Annotated in this window: 17 protein-coding genes; 9 read left to right on the top strand and 8 right to left on the bottom strand. The window is 31.8% G+C overall.

What is annotated here, in order from left to right:
• The first annotated feature begins 89 nt into the window (after window positions 1-89).
• Window positions 90-911 (top strand): class I SAM-dependent methyltransferase, encoded by an 822-nt coding sequence (locus D1816_RS23370; RefSeq protein ID WP_066314097.1) that lies wholly within the window; start codon window positions 90-92, stop codon window positions 909-911.
• Here D1816_RS23370 and D1816_RS23365 read toward each other — a convergent pair whose 3' ends face one another.
• The 4 genes from D1816_RS23365 to D1816_RS23350 are packed head-to-tail and all read right to left on the bottom strand — an operon-like array spanning window position 912 to window position 4,888.
• Window positions 912-1,127 (bottom strand): hypothetical protein, encoded by a 216-nt coding sequence (locus D1816_RS23365; protein WP_066314100.1) that lies wholly within the window; start codon window positions 1,125-1,127, stop codon window positions 912-914. It lies immediately after the preceding gene.
• Complete coding sequence (locus tag D1816_RS23360) at window positions 1,124-2,518, bottom strand: radical SAM protein (protein ID WP_066314102.1); 1,395 nt, start codon at window positions 2,516-2,518, stop codon at window positions 1,124-1,126. Before D1816_RS23360 ends, D1816_RS23365 begins: the two co-directional genes overlap by 4 nt.
• Entirely contained in the window at window positions 2,508-3,248 is a 741-nt protein-coding gene (locus D1816_RS23355) for a prolipoprotein diacylglyceryl transferase family protein (RefSeq protein ID WP_118505914.1), read from the bottom strand. Before D1816_RS23355 ends, D1816_RS23360 begins: the two co-directional genes overlap by 11 nt.
• 41 nt (window positions 3,249-3,289) lie before the next feature.
• On the bottom strand, window positions 3,290-4,888 hold the full coding sequence (locus tag D1816_RS23350) for a SulP family inorganic anion transporter (protein ID WP_118505913.1): 1,599 nt from the start codon (window positions 4,886-4,888) through the stop codon (window positions 3,290-3,292).
• Between the two features lie 151 nt (window positions 4,889-5,039).
• Between D1816_RS23350 and D1816_RS23345 the strand changes: the two genes are divergently transcribed.
• Window positions 5,040-6,788 (top strand): M14 family metallopeptidase, encoded by a 1,749-nt coding sequence (locus D1816_RS23345; RefSeq protein ID WP_118505912.1) that lies wholly within the window; start codon window positions 5,040-5,042, stop codon window positions 6,786-6,788.
• Window positions 6,789-6,793: 5 nt separating this feature from the next.
• On the opposite strand, the gene D1816_RS23340 is transcribed toward D1816_RS23345, so the two are convergent.
• The 3 genes from D1816_RS23340 to D1816_RS23330 are packed head-to-tail and all read right to left on the bottom strand — an operon-like array spanning window position 6,794 to window position 8,997.
• Complete coding sequence (locus D1816_RS23340) at window positions 6,794-7,471, bottom strand: ATP-binding cassette domain-containing protein (protein ID WP_118505911.1); 678 nt, start codon at window positions 7,469-7,471, stop codon at window positions 6,794-6,796.
• Window positions 7,468-8,385 carry a hypothetical protein gene (locus tag D1816_RS23335; protein ID WP_118505910.1) on the bottom strand — a complete coding sequence of 306 codons (918 nt, stop codon included), beginning with the start codon at window positions 8,383-8,385 and terminating at the stop codon, window positions 7,468-7,470. The genes D1816_RS23340 and D1816_RS23335 overlap by 4 nt, the downstream gene beginning before the upstream one ends.
• A gap of 3 nt (window positions 8,386-8,388) precedes the next feature.
• A complete protein-coding gene (locus D1816_RS23330) occupies window positions 8,389-8,997 on the bottom strand; it encodes an NUDIX hydrolase (protein WP_118505909.1) in 609 nt (202 codons plus the stop codon).
• An 8-nt stretch (window positions 8,998-9,005) separates the two neighbouring features.
• Here D1816_RS23330 and pyrE point away from each other — a divergent pair, with 8 nt between their 5' ends.
• Entirely contained in the window at window positions 9,006-9,647 is a 642-nt protein-coding gene (gene pyrE, locus D1816_RS23325; RefSeq protein WP_118505908.1) for an orotate phosphoribosyltransferase, read from the top strand.
• Window positions 9,648-9,662: 15 nt separating this feature from the next.
• A complete protein-coding gene (locus D1816_RS23320; protein WP_066314115.1) occupies window positions 9,663-10,055 on the top strand; it encodes an orotate phosphoribosyltransferase in 393 nt (130 codons plus the stop codon).
• Between the two features lies 1 nt (window position 10,056).
• Here D1816_RS23320 and D1816_RS23315 read toward each other — a convergent pair whose 3' ends face one another.
• Window positions 10,057-10,788: a biotin--[acetyl-CoA-carboxylase] ligase gene (locus D1816_RS23315; RefSeq protein WP_118505907.1), complete on the bottom strand. Its 732-nt coding sequence runs from the start codon at window positions 10,786-10,788 to the stop codon at window positions 10,057-10,059.
• 89 nt (window positions 10,789-10,877) lie between these two features.
• On the opposite strand from D1816_RS23315, the gene rsfS reads away from it, so the two are divergent.
• The 5 genes from rsfS (at window position 10,878) to D1816_RS23290 (ending at window position 15,414) form a co-directional block, all read left to right on the top strand.
• On the top strand, window positions 10,878-11,249 hold the full coding sequence (rsfS, locus tag D1816_RS23310) for a ribosome silencing factor (RefSeq protein ID WP_066314118.1): 372 nt from the start codon (window positions 10,878-10,880) through the stop codon (window positions 11,247-11,249).
• Between the two features lie 13 nt (window positions 11,250-11,262).
• Window positions 11,263-13,215 (top strand): ATP-dependent zinc metalloprotease FtsH, encoded by a 1,953-nt coding sequence (ftsH, locus tag D1816_RS23305; RefSeq protein ID WP_066314119.1) that lies wholly within the window; start codon window positions 11,263-11,265, stop codon window positions 13,213-13,215.
• A gap of 145 nt (window positions 13,216-13,360) precedes the next feature.
• The gene (locus tag D1816_RS23300) at window positions 13,361-13,972 is read left to right on the top strand and encodes an LUD domain-containing protein (protein ID WP_066314120.1); all 612 of its coding nucleotides are present in this window, start codon (window positions 13,361-13,363) and stop codon (window positions 13,970-13,972) included.
• A 1-nt stretch (window position 13,973) separates the two neighbouring features.
• Window positions 13,974-14,777 (top strand): phosphatidate cytidylyltransferase, encoded by an 804-nt coding sequence (locus D1816_RS23295; protein ID WP_118505906.1) that lies wholly within the window; start codon window positions 13,974-13,976, stop codon window positions 14,775-14,777.
• Entirely contained in the window at window positions 14,767-15,414 is a 648-nt protein-coding gene (locus D1816_RS23290; RefSeq protein WP_118505905.1) for a phosphatidylserine decarboxylase family protein, read from the top strand. The genes D1816_RS23295 and D1816_RS23290 overlap by 11 nt, the downstream gene beginning before the upstream one ends.
• The last annotated feature ends 3 nt before the right edge of the window (window positions 15,415-15,417 follow it).

Here is a 15,417-nt window from a genome sequence, read left to right as displayed (position 1 = left end):
TAAATATATTAACACTATTAATAAAAATTAACTAAATAAACACTGCTTTTATTAATCAATCATTACTATAACAATAATTCTAGGGTAATATGCAAATTCACGAAACTGCTTTTATAGTATCAACTTACAGATCATATCATGAGGATATAAGCAAAGACATTTATGCCAAATTATGGAACAATCCAGATACTGATGCTTTAATACCAGAAATTCTTACTACTGTATCAAAACATGAAGCTATTTTACATAGTCTTAGAAATCGCTTTTTTTATGAAGAAATAAGAGGTTTTTTTAAAGCCAACAATGGCGGAACACTCATTAATTTTGGTTCTGGTTTTAGTATGTATCAATTCTCTTTTGACTCATCAATCGCTACTATAGAAATAGATAAAAAAGATATCATTGATTATAAAAAAGACAAAATAGATCACTGGACAAAAGAACACAAATTACCCCAAAGGGATATCCAATACACTGCCATTGATTTTAATCAAAATAGTATACAACAAATAATAGCAATATTGTCTCCAATGATCAAAAAAAAACCAATATTCATATTAATTGAAGGTGTTTTCTTTTTTTTGGATCGAAAAACTACAAATAAATTGTTTACTGTTTTTAAAGAACTGCAGAACCCAGGTGATATGGTTGGATGTGTTACTTATCTTCCGGATGTTGAACAAACTGAAGTATACAAGCGCCTTTTACATTATTTTGACAGTCATAATGATACTAATGATTCTTTTTCTCATCAAACCATTCCCCACTCTTATTTTTCTAAAATAGAAGGATATACCTTAAAGGAACATACTGATGAGTTCGAATTATCGAAAATCTATACTACAGACACTAATATCAATAGTAAAAAGGAAATATTGAATGAAACAATGTATATTTTAGAAAGGCATTAATCAAGCTGAGAGCATAGCCCCACAAATTCCGAGTCCAACTACAAGATATATACCAGCAAGTATAAAGAATACTTTTCCTGCTTTGCGACTAGTGGTTTTAAACAAAATCAAACCAATAATAGCTAGAAGTACTGGTGGCCCAAGAAGAATTAATAAAATTAGATAAACGATTCCTGCATAATTTCCACCTTCTAATAAAATTGAATTTGTTATCATACTGTTTCTTTTCTTAATTGTTCTAAATACTCTTGCTTATCATCACGATAAAACAAATTCATTGTCTCAAACGGAATGATTTTATAGTCCTTATTTACGATATGTACACAAGATTTTTTAATTGCTCTTACATCAAAGTTATACGCATCTATAAACTGCATAATTATGATTCTAAAAAGATTATCATACCCTAAGTCTGGCGCATCAATTTCTGGCAAACAACACATGATAGATTGTAAATTTTCTGAAGCAGTTTCAACAGAGTTACCTGTGCTAAACAACTCTAATACTTTACCATGTAATTCTGAATCTTGCTCATAGACAATAGTATTTTTACCATTATCTAATAAATCTGCAGGATTGATATATCGTGTAAGTGGTAAAATTCCATCTTCGTTTTTTAATGCATACCCCATGACCAATGCGTCTGGATTACAAGGCACAGGTATCAAATCATCAGACTCAAATACAGGAAATTGCTCTAGAATCTTTCTTCTTACTTCGGTTAATGTAATTCTATCGGTTTGCGTGTCAAAATCCTCTAATCGCCCAGCAATTTGTGTAGGCTGAAATGTCACCCCACGAACACATTTTTGTTTTGTAGCAAAAGATATAACTTCTCCCATTTCATTATCATTTAACCCTTTTTGTAATGTAACTACTAAGGTGGTTGAAAGATTAAACTGATTTAAATGGGTTATCGCCTGCTTTCTAACTTTGGTGAGATCTTCTCCTCTTAATTTCTCTAGGACGTCCGCTTGCAAAGAATCAAACTGAAGATAAATTTCAAAGTCCGGCATATAACTAGCCAATTGTTCTGTGAACTTTATATCCTTGGCGATACGAACACCATTAGTATTCACCATTAAATGTCTAATTGGTAATTGTTTTGCATAATCCAAAATTTCAAAAAACTGAGGATGAATTGTGGGTTCTCCCCCACTTATCTGCACAACATCTGGTTCTTTTTCATTTTCAACAATGGTATCTAACATCTTTTTAATTTCATCTAAAGAACGATGTCTACCATAATGAGGTGATGAAGAAGCATAACAAGTAGGGCATGTTAGATTGCAACGATCCGTTACTTCTATTATCGACAAACAAGAATGTTGCTCATGATCAGGACATAATCCACAATCATAAGGGCAACCATAATCTGTAGTTGTATTAAATTTATAAGGGAATTCTGAAGGTTTATTATAGTTTCTAATGTTCTTATAATATTCTATATCATCTGCTATTAACACCTTAGATCGTCCATGCTCGGGACATCGTTTTAGCATATAAACTTTGTCTTCTTCAAAGACAATTTTGGCATCTATTCTCTTAAGACAAGTTGGACATAAACTTAAGGTATAATCGTAATACGTATACTTTCTAGTAGGCATAAAATAGTTTTCGAATAGTTCTATGATAGTAAATCCAGCATAAGATACACAAATACTGAATACTACTTAATCCGAAAATCAAAAAAACATTGGGTTTTAGAAATTCTATACAAAATCGAAATAAAAAGTAAGAGATCATAAAATACTGAAATAGCAGTCCGTTTTTATATTTATAATTTCTCTGAAAATATCTCAAACACCACCAAAGCACTATCAGAAAAACGATTTCAAACAAGGCAATTGGGTATCTAAACACACCATCACCTAAGTCCATTCCTAAAAAAGAGGTTGTTTCTTTTCCATAAGTAAACTCGTTAATACCAGCCAAAAAACATCCTATTCTACCAATAATAATTCCTAAAATTATTGGATAGGTAAACAAATCCCCTGAAGATTTATTTTCTTTAATAATTTTCTTAGCTAGTTCTACACCAAGCAATCCTCCAAAAAGCCCACCCATTATGGTTTTAACACTAAGCAAATAGATTAAATATTCTGGCGTGAAATCTACTATTGGGTTTTCTAAAAAACCTAAAATACGAGACCCTAAAAAAGCACCAAAGACAGCACCAATAATAATAGAAAGTCGATTTGTAGAAGGTATCGGGTCTTGAATTCGTTTTTTGAGATATACGTAATATCGAAACCCAATAAAAAATGCAGCGTATTCTAAAATCAAATGGATATTCACTTTAAGACCAAATACTACAGGTTCAAAAGGAATATCCATTTATAATTATTTCTATTTTAAAATCGAAATATAAGCTTTATTTATTTCATGGCTTTAGCCATCACGTGATATCTAGGGTCATCTACATCATGTTCAATAACATTTGCTAGTCTTGGAGAAGCTTTAATCATTAATACTTGGCATTCTTCGCTAAGGTGTTTTATTCTAACTGTTTTGCCTGCCTCTTCATATTTACCAACAAGATTAAAGACAGCCTCTAATGCAGAGTGATCACTTACGCGAGATTCTATAAAATCTATTTCTACGTTCTCGGGATCATTTGCGATATCAAATTTACTATTAAACGCCTGTATACTTCCAAAGAAAAGAGGGCCCCAAATTTCATACACTTTGGTACCATCTTCTTTTATATGTTTTCTTGCTCTAATTTTCTTAGCATTCTCCCAAGCAAAAGCCAATGCAGACATAATTACTCCTGCAATTACTGCAACAGCTAAATCAAAAAATACAGTTAATGAAGACACAGCTATTAATACAATAGCATCAGTAAGTGGTATTTTATTAAGTATTCTAAAACTAGACCATGCAAACGTACCGATCACAACCATAAACATTACTCCTACTAGCGCTGCTATAGGAACTTGCTCTATTAAACCAGATGCAAACAAAATAAACAATAACAAAGTAACAGCGGCTACAATACCTGATAGTCTTGTACGTCCCCCTCCTTTTATATTAATAATCGATTGCCCAATCATAGCGCAACCACCCATACCACCAAAAAGTCCTGTCACAATGTTTGCTCCTCCTTGTGCTAAACATTCTCTGTTTGAATTTCCTCTAGTTTCGGTTAATTCATCAATAAGATTTAAAGTCATTAAGGACTCTATCAATCCAATAGCCGCTAAAATTAATGCGTATGGACCTATAAATTTAAATGTTTCAAAATTCATAGGTACTTTACTAAAAATATCAAATTGAAATTGTGGCAGTCCACCTTTTAAGCCTTCTCCCCCACCATCTTTAATAAAACTACCTACTGTAGCCACATCTAGTTTTCCAAAAATTACAATTGCAGAAACTACTGCAATACCAATTAATGCTTCCGGTAATTTTGAGGTTGCTTTTATTTTAGGTAATCCCCACATAATGGCCATAGTTAGTAATACAAGGCCTATCATTAATATCAAATCCCCACCTTGCATCCAAGTCTTTTCACCATCCACGAACTCTTTGAACATTCCTAACTGGGAAAGAAAAATTACTATTGCCAAACCGTTTACAAAACCCATCATTACAGGGTGTGGTATTAAACGCACAAATTTACCAAGCTTTAAAACACCAGCTAGCATTTGTATGCCCCCCATTAGGATTACTGTTGCAAAAAGATAATATAACCCGAGTTGTTCACCAGGAGCTCCCATGGCATTTCCTTCTGCCACTAAACTTACCATAACTACTGCTAACGCTCCTGTAGCTCCAGAGATCATCCCTGGTCGACCTCCAAAAATAGAAGTAATCAATCCAATCATAAAAGCTGCATATAAGCCTACCAATGGATCTACTCCCGCTACAAAGGCGAAAGCAACTGCTTCGGGTACTAAAGCTAATGCTACTGTTAATCCTGATAAAATATCATTTTTAGCATTCGCCACTCTTTTTCTTACAAACTCAGTCATAGTTGTTGTATTTTGAGGGTGCAAAAATACGTTTATTTTATAGTAAGGCAAGTAAAATGAACTTCTATCTAATTTACAACTTAAACTAAAACGTTTTAGAAGATTTGAAAATCTTAAATCTTAGTATATTTAGCCCATATACAAGTCTATCATGCAAAAACTAATACCAACTCTAAGTTTTCTACTTTTTATATTTTCTTGTTCTAATCCTGAAAAGAAAACTACCTCTACAATTGATTTCACAACTACCTTTGAAAAAAGTCAAGGAACTCAAACTCCTTCCTACACAGAAGTTATTGCATATTATCAAAATTTAGCAAATACTTTTCCTGAAATTAATATTAGAGAAATTGGAGCAACAGATAGTGGAAATCCACTACATATAGTAACACTAGACCCGAATGGCGAATTTAATTTTGATAAAATTCGCTCAAATAATAGAATTTTATTAATTAATAATGGCATTCACCCGGGAGAAAGTGATGGTATTGATGCAACTATGTTACTATTTAGGGATATTGCACAAAAAAAAATAAAAGCTCCGAAAAACACAACTTTAGTTACTATCCCAATTTATAATATAGGAGGAGCATTAAATCGAAATTCTGGTACTCGAACCAATCAGAATGGTCCAATAGCATATGGTTTTAGAGGAAATGCCAGAAATTATGATCTTAATCGTGATTTTATAAAAAACGACACTAAGAATGCTCAAACCTTCGCCAAACTATTTCATTTAGTTCAACCCGATGTTTTTATCGATAATCATGTGAGTAATGGTGCCGATTATCAATACACGCTCACACATCTTTTTACACAACACAATAAATTAGGAGGAGCATTAGGAAATTATTTACATCAAGAAATGCATCCGCAACTCGAAGCCGCTCTAGTCAAAAAAAAATGGGATATCACACCATATGTAAACGTCTGGGGAACAACTCCAGAAAAAGGTTGGACACAATTCATGGACTCACCAAGGTATTCTACAGGGTACACAACATTATGGAACACTTTGGGCATGATGGTCGAAACACATATGCTTAAACCCTACAAAAAAAGAGTCGAAGGTACTTATGAACTCATGAAATCTATGATTGAGATCATCGAAAAAGATGGAACTAAAATTACTAAACTAAGAGAAAAGGCTTTTTCTGATGTAGTTACACAAGAAAATTACACTGTACAATGGAAAGTAGACACTACTAAAATTACAACTTTTGATTTTAAAGGATATGAAGGAAACTTTATAGAAAGTAAAATCACAGGAGCTAAACGTTTGAAATACGACCAGAAAAAACCTTTTACTAAAAAAGTAAAGTATCAAAATTATTTTAAAAGTGCAGTTAACATAAAAGTACCAAAAGCGTATATTATACCGCAAGGATGGTGGACAATTAAAGAACTTTTAAAAAGAAATAATATAGAATTTAAAGTTTTAGAGCAAGATTCTACAATTACCGTTGAAACGTACCATATAAAAGATTATAACAGCAGAAACACACCTTATGAAGGACATTACCTTCACTATAACACCCAGGTTAAAACCAGTAAAGAAGAGATTACATTCACCAAAGGAGATATGGTCATCCTAACGCACCAAAAAGGATTTAGGTATCTCATAGAAACCTTAGAACCACAAGCTCCTGATTCGTTTTTTAATTGGAATTTCTTTGACACTATCTTACAGCAAAAAGAAGGGTTTTCACCTTATGTATGGGAAGATAAAGCAAACGAATTACTATCGCAAAACAATGAATTAAGAATTAAATTTCAGGAAAAGAAAAAAGATACTGCTTTTGCTAATAATTGGTATGCACAATTAGATTGGCTACACAAACAATCCGAACACTACGAAAAAGCGCATCTTAGATATCCTGTTTATAGAATTCCTAAATAAAGATATTATAGGTTTAACCTATCAATTCTGGCCTCAATACCAGAAGCTTTCATTTCTTGTTCTACACTATCAAAATCTGTTTTATCTACACTTTTTTTGATACGACCTTCTTTTAAATAATGTAAATAATCACAGGTTTCATGAAGCGTCGAAAAAATATGAGAAGAAAGAATTACTATTTTATTGAGTTCCTTTAATTTTAAAAGCACTTGGTTAATTACAATATTGCTATGAACATCAACACCATTAAAAGGTTCATCTAAAATAAAAATAGCATTGTTCTGTAATAAAATTCCTGTAAGCGCTAGCTTTTTTTTCATTCCTGTAGAGTATGTTTCAGCATACTTATTCAGCGGTAGGTCAAAAATATTTTTTTCTTTACTATCGGTTAATTTGATTTTTCTGGCATTACATACTAGCTGCAAATATTCTTTTCCGGTAATTTTTGAAAGAAAATAAGGGTTAGTTGGCAAAAAACCTATCACATTCTTTATTACTCCTTTATTATAATTAATTTTCCCTTTAAAACTATTCATACCCGAAATACAACGAAACAAAGTTGTTTTCCCAGCTCCGTTTTCACCAACAACTCCATGAATCTCACCTGGTTTAAAAGATAGGTTTATGTTTTGCAACACTTCTTTATTATCGTATGATTTATATAATGAGTCTATTTCTATCATTTTAATAAGGTGGTTAAGTTGCTTTTTGCTTTATAATAAAAATAAGGAATCAATAAAAACATTGCAGGAGGAAAAAAAAGACACAGGACTCCTATTATACCTTGAAACATTGCATTTCCTAAACTATTAAAAGCATATTTCATTAGTATATACATAACAACGTATAGAACACCCAAAACTTCAAACATTAAAGCGATGTATATTTGATCAAAATAAAAGATTGCCAAAATTGATACTATCGGGATGGTTAATAAAATACTATATCGAATAGCTATTGTTATTTTGTTTTTTAAAAATTCTTCTGGTGTCATAGCATGTACCCAAATGTAAAACTGAGGTTCTAAATTTGAATAATACAATGAGCAAATAAAAAAAATAGACACAATTCCGAAAACTCCTAAATTAAAATTATCTACGAGTATAGAAATAACAGAAACACCATAAGACAATAAAAATACCCAAAATGTTTTTCTAAAACCCACTATAAACTCATGTGGCCATCTATAAAAAGGGGTCGGTAGTACGAAATTGACCTTGCCCAGCTTCTTTAAGAAAGATAATATTACCACTAAAAGTAAAACCAGTATAGATTCTGCATAAAGTTGTTTATACACTAAAAAAAATAAAAAAGGCAGAACTAAAAACACATTATTAAGAACGTTAATGCCTCTATATATAAGGTTAGAAAATTGCTGCTTTAAAAAATCATCATGTTTTGAAAAACTAATAGTGGCTACAAAAAAAACAACCAATGATGGATACAGGTAGTTTGCATACATTACTTTTTCAAAAAAACTTGATGATCCCCAATACATAAAACAAGGAATAGCTACATATGCGATTATTGGTTCTATTCCTAGCTCTTTAAGATGACGATTTATACGTCTAAAAAGTAATGTATAATACAACTTCATCAATTAAGATAAATAATCATGTGAAAAGAGTTTTTTGATATTTGCATAGGAATTTGTTAAAGCTTTTTTAGCTTTTTTCTTATTCTTCCATTTTACTTTAGTAATACCTTCTTCTTTTTGCGGTAACAATACTCCATCATACTCTGTTTTCATCTCGAACCAATAAGTTACTTTTAACCTAAACTCTCCATTTCTTTTAAAAACATGAAATGTTTTATATAAAAACTTAGTGATTTCTAGTCCAGTTACTCCTGTCTCTTCTTCTACCTCTCGTATTGCAGCAGTTTCAATATGTTCATTTTTTTCAATCTTGCCTTTTGGCAAGTCCCATTTTCCGTTTCGGTAAATAAAAAGAATTTCGTCTTTGGTATTATATGCCTTTCCTCCTCCTGCTACAACTACTGGCAACTTAGCATATAGATGATCAATTAGTTTATTCTCATTTTTATGATAAAAATGGTATTTGGCTTCTTCATTAGCAGCTTCTTTTCCTAAAACATCTCTAATAATTTCAGGAAACACAACCTTTTTAATAGGAATCGTTTGATATCCATCAATTACCTTTTTTGTAGAAAGAATAATAGGCGTATTATTCACAAAAACTTTATACATTTGCAACTATGATTTTTGATAAAAATACAGCAAAAAAAACTGCTGAGTTATTGTTGCAAATTAATGCAATTAAATTACAACCGCAAGAACCTTTTACTTGGGCATCTGGATGGAAATCTCCTATCTATTGTGATAATCGAATTACGTTATCCTATCCAGAAATAAGAAAAACACTCGCTAAAAATCTTGCTACATTTATTGAGCAAACCTATGGCAAACCTGATGTTATTGCTGGCGTTGCTACAGGAGCTATTGGCATTGGTTTATTGGTTGCCGAAGTTTTAAATCTTCCATTTATTTATGTTCGACCAGAAGCTAAAAAGCATGGTAGAAAAAATCAAATTGAAGGTATTGTTCCTAGTAATAAAAGCGTTGTGGTTGTAGAAGACCTTATCAGTACTGGAAAAAGTAGCCTTAATGCAGTAAAAGCATTAAGAGAAGATAAGGCAGATGTAAAAGGAATGGTTGCTATTTTCAATTATGGCTTTGATATAGCTGTTGAAAATTTTGAACAAGAAGCTTTAGCACTACACACCTTAAGTAATTATGAAAACCTCTTAGAACAGGTTTTAGATACAGCCTATATCACAAAAGAACAACATAAAACACTACAAGATTGGAGAACTAATCCTGCAGAGTGGAACATATAACAATTAAATACTATTATGAATTTAGAAAGCCCTACGGTAACTGTAAATAAAACTGCAGAAGAAGTATTTGAATTTTTGACTAAAGTTGAAAACTTTGAGCAGCTTATGCCTGAAAGCAAACAAAAATTTGAAAAAATAACGGATTCAAGATTTCTTTTTCAATTAAAAGGAATGCCAGAACTTGTATTAGATCAAAAAGAAAACACTCCGTCTAGCCAAGTAGTTTTAGGAGCTGCCAGTGATAAATTACCGTTTACTTTAACTGCAGATATTGTGAATACAGAAGATGGAAAAAGCACTACTAAGTTGACTTTTGACGGGCAATTTAATGCCATGATGGCAATGATGATCAAAACACCAATCCAGAATTTCATAAATACACTAAGTGAGAATATTGGAAAACTATAATTTAATACAGTAATGAAATTTCTTTAAGATCAAATGCACTAACAATTTCATCTTCAAGAAGTACTTGTAATTTACCTTGGTTTGTTACTGATTGAATTATACCAACAAAAGAATTACCCTTTATATCTAAAAATGTAGAGGGTTTATTTTTTCTAAAAAGTACAGTTTCATATTCTTCTTTTAAGTTTTTAAAATTCGAAACGCTTAGTTTCGAAAATCTATAAACCAACTTTTTCAATAAAACTTGTAAAACCTCTTCTACATTAAAATGTGTTCCTAAAATCTCTTTTAATGAACCCGCTTGGGGTAAGTTTATAAACGAAGTTTGATTGATATTGATTCCTATACCGATAATCACCCCCGTTAAACTGCCATTTTTAACAACATTTTCTATTAAAATACCACATATTTTTTGTTTATCTGACAGAATGTCGTTAGGCCATTTTATAGATAATTTTGTTACCATGAAATCACTTAAAGCATCGCAAACTGCTAAAGAACTTGCCATTGAAATATAAAACTGATCCGTCAGCTTTATACTGTTAACCTGCATAAACACACTACACGTAAGGTTTTCTCCTGGGTTACTTTGCCATACAGTACCCATCTGTCCTTTACCAGCGATTTGTTCTTTGGCCCAGACACAAATTGGGTTTGTAAATTGTTTTTTACGATTAAGGTCTCTAAGAAAAGTATTTGTTGAGTCAATGGCATCAACTTTGATTATATCCATACAAAAGGTGTAAAAGTTTCATAAATGTCCGTATAATACGCACAGTAAAATGATAAAAAGTAATAACTTTACACAAATTAAAAAAATGCATGACTAAAAAAGAAATTGATACCGATCAATTAATCACTGAAATTATAAAAGGTATTGAAGAAGTAAAGGGTAATGATATTAACATTTTGGATTTAAGAGAAATCGAAAATACAGTATGCAATTACTTTGTTATCTGCAATGGTACTTCTAACACTCAAGTAAATGCAATTGTAAATTCCATTCAAAAAACCGTAAGTAAAAAACTGAAAGACAAGCCTTGGCATGTTGAAGGTAGTGAAAATGCAGAATGGGTATTAATTGATTATGTAAATGTTGTAGTGCATGTTTTCCAAAAACACATCCGAGAATTCTATGATATAGAAGGATTATGGGGAGATGCGAAAACTACAATTATTGAAACAAATTATTAAAAGCAAAGCGTAAATGGCTAAAGAAGATAAAAAAACAGAACCTAACAAAAAACCAAAGTTTAGCGCATATTGGATTTATGCAGTTATTATTATTGGTTTTGTAGTATTAAATTTTATGGGAGGTAGTGGTATAGGATCCGCTCCAAAAACAGCTCCCAATGAGTTTCAAGAATATTTAAAAAACGGAGAAGTAGCAAAAGTTGTGGTTATTAATCACAGAAAAGTAAAAGTATTCTTGACTCCAGAAGCTAAATCGCTAGACAAGCACAAGAAAAATAAAAGCAATTCTATTTTACCCGCCAGTCCTAATGATCCAGATTATCAGTTTGAATTTGGGGATTTGCAAAATTTTGAAAATAAAATTGCACAAATAAAGAATGAGAACAACCTCACTACACCTATAAGTTATGAAACTGAAAGTAATGTATGGGGTGAAATTCTAGTTACTCTATTACCATTTGCTTTAATTATTGGTATTTGGATATTTATTATGCGACGAATGAGCGGCGGTTCTGGTGGTGGAGCTGGTGGACAAATCTTTAATATAGGTAAGTCAAAGGCCAAACTTTTTGATCAAAACACAGAAGTAAAAGTTTCTTTTGAAAACGTTGCAGGTCTTGAAGGAGCCAAAGAAGAAGTTCAAGAAATCGTAGACTTTTTGAAAAATCCTGAAAAGTATACATCATTAGGAGGTAAGATACCAAAAGGAGCATTGCTAGTAGGACCTCCAGGTACAGGTAAAACTTTATTAGCTAAAGCTGTTGCTGGAGAAGCTAAAGTACCTTTCTTTTCTTTATCCGGTTCTGACTTTGTAGAGATGTTTGTTGGTGTTGGTGCCTCTAGAGTTAGAGATTTATTTAAACAAGCTAAAGAAAAATCTCCTGCAATTATTTTTATTGATGAAATTGATGCTGTTGGTAGAGCAAGAGGGAAAAGTAATTTTTCTGGTTCTAACGATGAAAGAGAAAATACATTAAACCAATTACTAACAGAAATGGATGGTTTCGGAACCAATACCAATGTAATTGTTATCGCTGCCACAAACCGAGCTGATGTGCTGGATAAAGCATTATTACGTGCTGGTCGTTTTGATCGTCAAATCTATGTTGATTTACCAGATATTCGAGAACGTAAAGAAATCTTTGATGTTCATTTAAAACCTTTAAAGAAAGTTGAAAACGAATTAGATACAGAATTTATGGCAAAACAAACTCCAGGTTTCTCTGGAGCAGATATTGCCAATGTCTGTAATGAAGCTGCACTTATAGCTGCTCGTAATGGTAAAAAGGCTGTTGGTAAGCAAGATTTTCTTGATGCTGTAGATAGAATCGTTGGTGGTCTTGAGAAAAAGAACAAAATTATTACCCCTTCAGAAAAACGAGCAATCGCTTTTCATGAAGCAGGTCACGCCACAGTAAGCTGGATGTTAGAACATGCCGCTCCTTTGGTAAAAGTTACAATTGTTCCTAGAGGGCAATCGCTAGGTGCTGCCTGGTACCTTCCTGAAGAAAGACTTATTGTACGACCAAATCAAATGCTCGACGAGATGTGCGCTGCACTTGGAGGAAGAGCTGCAGAGAAAGTAATCTTTAATGAAATTTCGACTGGAGCATTAAGTGACCTAGAAAAAGTTACTAAACAAGCAAGAGCAATGGTAACCGTTTACGGGTTAAACGAGAAAGTAGGTAATCTTACTTATTATGATTCTTCGGGACAAAGTGAATACAATTTCACAAAACCATATAGTGAGCAAACTAGCGAACTTATTGATAAAGAAATTTCGAATATCATTGAGGAACAATATCAACGTGCTATTGAATTATTAGAAAAACATAAAGATAAACTTACAGAACTAGCAGAAGTATTATTAGAAAAAGAGGTTATTTTCAAAGATAATTTAGAGAAAATTTTTGGAGAAAGACCCTTTGGACAAAAAGAAGAAGAGATCGTTGTAGAACCTTCTTAATGCTTGTTTGACTATAAAACCAAGTTAAAATTAAAAGTTTTTACTTGTAAATTGAAAAATCTTAACCTAACGAATATTTAGGTTAAGATTTTTTTTATCTTTGAAAGTATTGTAAAAAAAGTAATTTCCCAATCACAATTTAAAAATGAGTCTATTTAGAAAAATCTTTTTTTCGAAATCTAAATCAGACCAAAAGAGTAAAGAGCGCCACATTGAGGATCGCAGCAAGTATATGCCTGAAATCGATCTCCCGATTGATGAAAGTTTCATGATGAACTTTAAAAGAAACGGAGGTAAATTTTTGTATTGCGATAAAGATGATGAAGTTTTAGACTCTTTTGATAAGATTCTTTTAGAAAATGATTGGTATGAAAAGGATGTTTGCACATTTGAAATGGGACTAGAACATAAATTTACTGGTTTCAACTTAAATTATGTAAAAAATACTTCGGCGTCCTTCTTTTTTGCCACTTGTGAATATCTAATTGCAGATAGCGGAGCCATATTAGTGTCTTCAAATCAACTAAGAGAAAAAAAACTTACAGAATTACCCGATAATTTTATCATATTAGCCTCTACTAGTCAAATGGTTAAAAACATAGGAGAAGGATTAAAAGGCATAAAAAACAAAAACAAGAATTCCATTCCTTCAAATATCACAACAATAAAAGACTTCGAGCCACAAAAAGAAAAGGATTTCTTAAGCTATGGAAATAGTTCAAAAAATCTATATTTGCTGCTTCTGGAAGATTTATAATATGAAGGAATTACTTACAAGAGCTTTATCGGGATTTTTATACGTCTCAATATTATTAATATCTATATTTATTAATGAATATACTTTTATTGCCGTATTTCTAGTTTTTGGTATTATCTCTGTCTATGAATTTCAAAAATTAATTCACCTTAATAACAAAAGATTATATTTCATCTTTGTTATTATCCTAGTTGTACTTAATGTTTTTCAAGAACATATATATCTAATTATTCCTGTTTTGGCCCTTACAGTTATTACCGAACTGTTTCTTGTTAAAGATTTAGTAACTATTCGAATAATTCCTATGTTCGAAAAACGAAAATATGGGACAAGTATTTTTTATTTGATAACGGCTTTGGTTTTTTTAACCCTTATCCCAAAATATTCTGGAGAATACCAACCTCAAATTATTGCAGGAGCATTTCTAATTACTTGGGTCAATGATACTTTTGCGTATCTGGTGGGTAAAAACTTTGGGAAACATAAATTGCTTGAACGTATATCTCCTAAAAAAACTATCGAAGGGTTTATAGGAGGTTTTATTTTTTCGATAATTGCAGGGTATTTAATTGCTTTTTTCTCTAACACTTTATCTATCACTATATGGTTGATTATAAGTATAATTATGAGTATTTTTGGTACTCTAGGAGACTTAATACAATCTAAATTTAAAAGACAAGCTGGAGTTAAGGATAGTGGTACCATAATGCCGGGGCATGGCGGTATTTATGACCGTTTGGACAGTGTTATATTTGCCAGCCCATTTTTATACGCATTTTTACAAATTTTAAGATATGTTTCATAAAGAAGGATTTAAAATAATATCAGTTGCAATTGTATTATTCATAGGGATCAATGTAGCATCCTATGTCGCAATACAATCAGAAGAATGGCAAATAGCAATACTCGTATTAACATTAGCTTTTTTAGTTTTGATATTACAGTTTTTCAGGAACCCGAAAAGACAAACCACGATAGATGAAAACACTGTTGTTGCACCTGTTGACGGTAAAGTTGTCGTTATCGAAGAAGTCCATGAAAAAGAACATTTTAAGGATAAAAGACTACAAGTTTCTATTTTTATGTCTCCTATCAATGTCCATGTTACAAGACATCCTATTAAAGGTAAAGTAGTTTTTAGTAAGTATCATCCTGGAAAATATTTGGTTGCATGGCATCCTAAAGCTTCTGAAGAAAATGAAAGAACTACTGTTGTTGTAAAAAATGATAATATTGAAGTATTATATCGACAAATTGCTGGAGCTTTGGCAAAAAGAATAGTAAACTATGCAACAGAAGGAGAACAAGTTGTACAGGGATCTGATAGTGGTTTCATTAAGTTTGGCTCTAGAGTAGATGTATACCTACCAATTGGAACGAAAGTTAATATTACTTTGAATCAAAAAGTTAGAGGAGGAGAAAGTGTTATTGCAACTTTATAAAAA

The sequence above is a fragment of the Aquimarina sp. AD10 genome (genome assembly GCF_003443715.1).
Lineage (GTDB): Bacteria > Bacteroidota > Bacteroidia > Flavobacteriales > Flavobacteriaceae > Aquimarina > Aquimarina aggregata.
Note: the sequence above shows the minus strand (reverse complement) of the source record. Positions and strands in the feature narration are given on the sequence as shown.

Bases quoted from the DNA above. Each gene is read 5' to 3' on its own strand.
- D1816_RS23370 (WP_066314097.1), top strand. From the start codon at position 90: ATGCAAATTCACGAAACTGCTTTTATAGTATCAACTTACAGATCATAT.
- D1816_RS23365 (WP_066314100.1), bottom strand. From the start codon at position 1,127: ATGATAACAAATTCAATTTTATTAGAAGGTGGAAATTATGCAGGAATC.
- D1816_RS23360 (WP_066314102.1), bottom strand. From the start codon at position 2,518: ATGCCTACTAGAAAGTATACGTATTACGATTATACCTTAAGTTTATGT.
- D1816_RS23355 (WP_118505914.1), bottom strand. From the start codon at position 3,248: ATGGATATTCCTTTTGAACCTGTAGTATTTGGTCTTAAAGTGAATATC.
- D1816_RS23350 (WP_118505913.1), bottom strand. From the start codon at position 4,888: ATGACTGAGTTTGTAAGAAAAAGAGTGGCGAATGCTAAAAATGATATT.
- D1816_RS23345 (WP_118505912.1), top strand. From the start codon at position 5,040: ATGCAAAAACTAATACCAACTCTAAGTTTTCTACTTTTTATATTTTCT.
- D1816_RS23340 (WP_118505911.1), bottom strand. From the start codon at position 7,471: ATGATAGAAATAGACTCATTATATAAATCATACGATAATAAAGAAGTG.
- D1816_RS23335 (WP_118505910.1), bottom strand. From the start codon at position 8,385: ATGAAGTTGTATTATACATTACTTTTTAGACGTATAAATCGTCATCTT.
- D1816_RS23330 (WP_118505909.1), bottom strand. From the start codon at position 8,997: ATGTATAAAGTTTTTGTGAATAATACGCCTATTATTCTTTCTACAAAA.
- pyrE (WP_118505908.1), top strand. From the start codon at position 9,006: ATGATTTTTGATAAAAATACAGCAAAAAAAACTGCTGAGTTATTGTTG.
- D1816_RS23320 (WP_066314115.1), top strand. From the start codon at position 9,663: ATGAATTTAGAAAGCCCTACGGTAACTGTAAATAAAACTGCAGAAGAA.
- D1816_RS23315 (WP_118505907.1), bottom strand. From the start codon at position 10,788: ATGGATATAATCAAAGTTGATGCCATTGACTCAACAAATACTTTTCTT.
- rsfS (WP_066314118.1), top strand. From the start codon at position 10,878: ATGACTAAAAAAGAAATTGATACCGATCAATTAATCACTGAAATTATA.
- ftsH (WP_066314119.1), top strand. From the start codon at position 11,263: ATGGCTAAAGAAGATAAAAAAACAGAACCTAACAAAAAACCAAAGTTT.
- D1816_RS23300 (WP_066314120.1), top strand. From the start codon at position 13,361: ATGAGTCTATTTAGAAAAATCTTTTTTTCGAAATCTAAATCAGACCAA.
- D1816_RS23295 (WP_118505906.1), top strand. From the start codon at position 13,974: ATGAAGGAATTACTTACAAGAGCTTTATCGGGATTTTTATACGTCTCA.
- D1816_RS23290 (WP_118505905.1), top strand. From the start codon at position 14,767: ATGTTTCATAAAGAAGGATTTAAAATAATATCAGTTGCAATTGTATTA.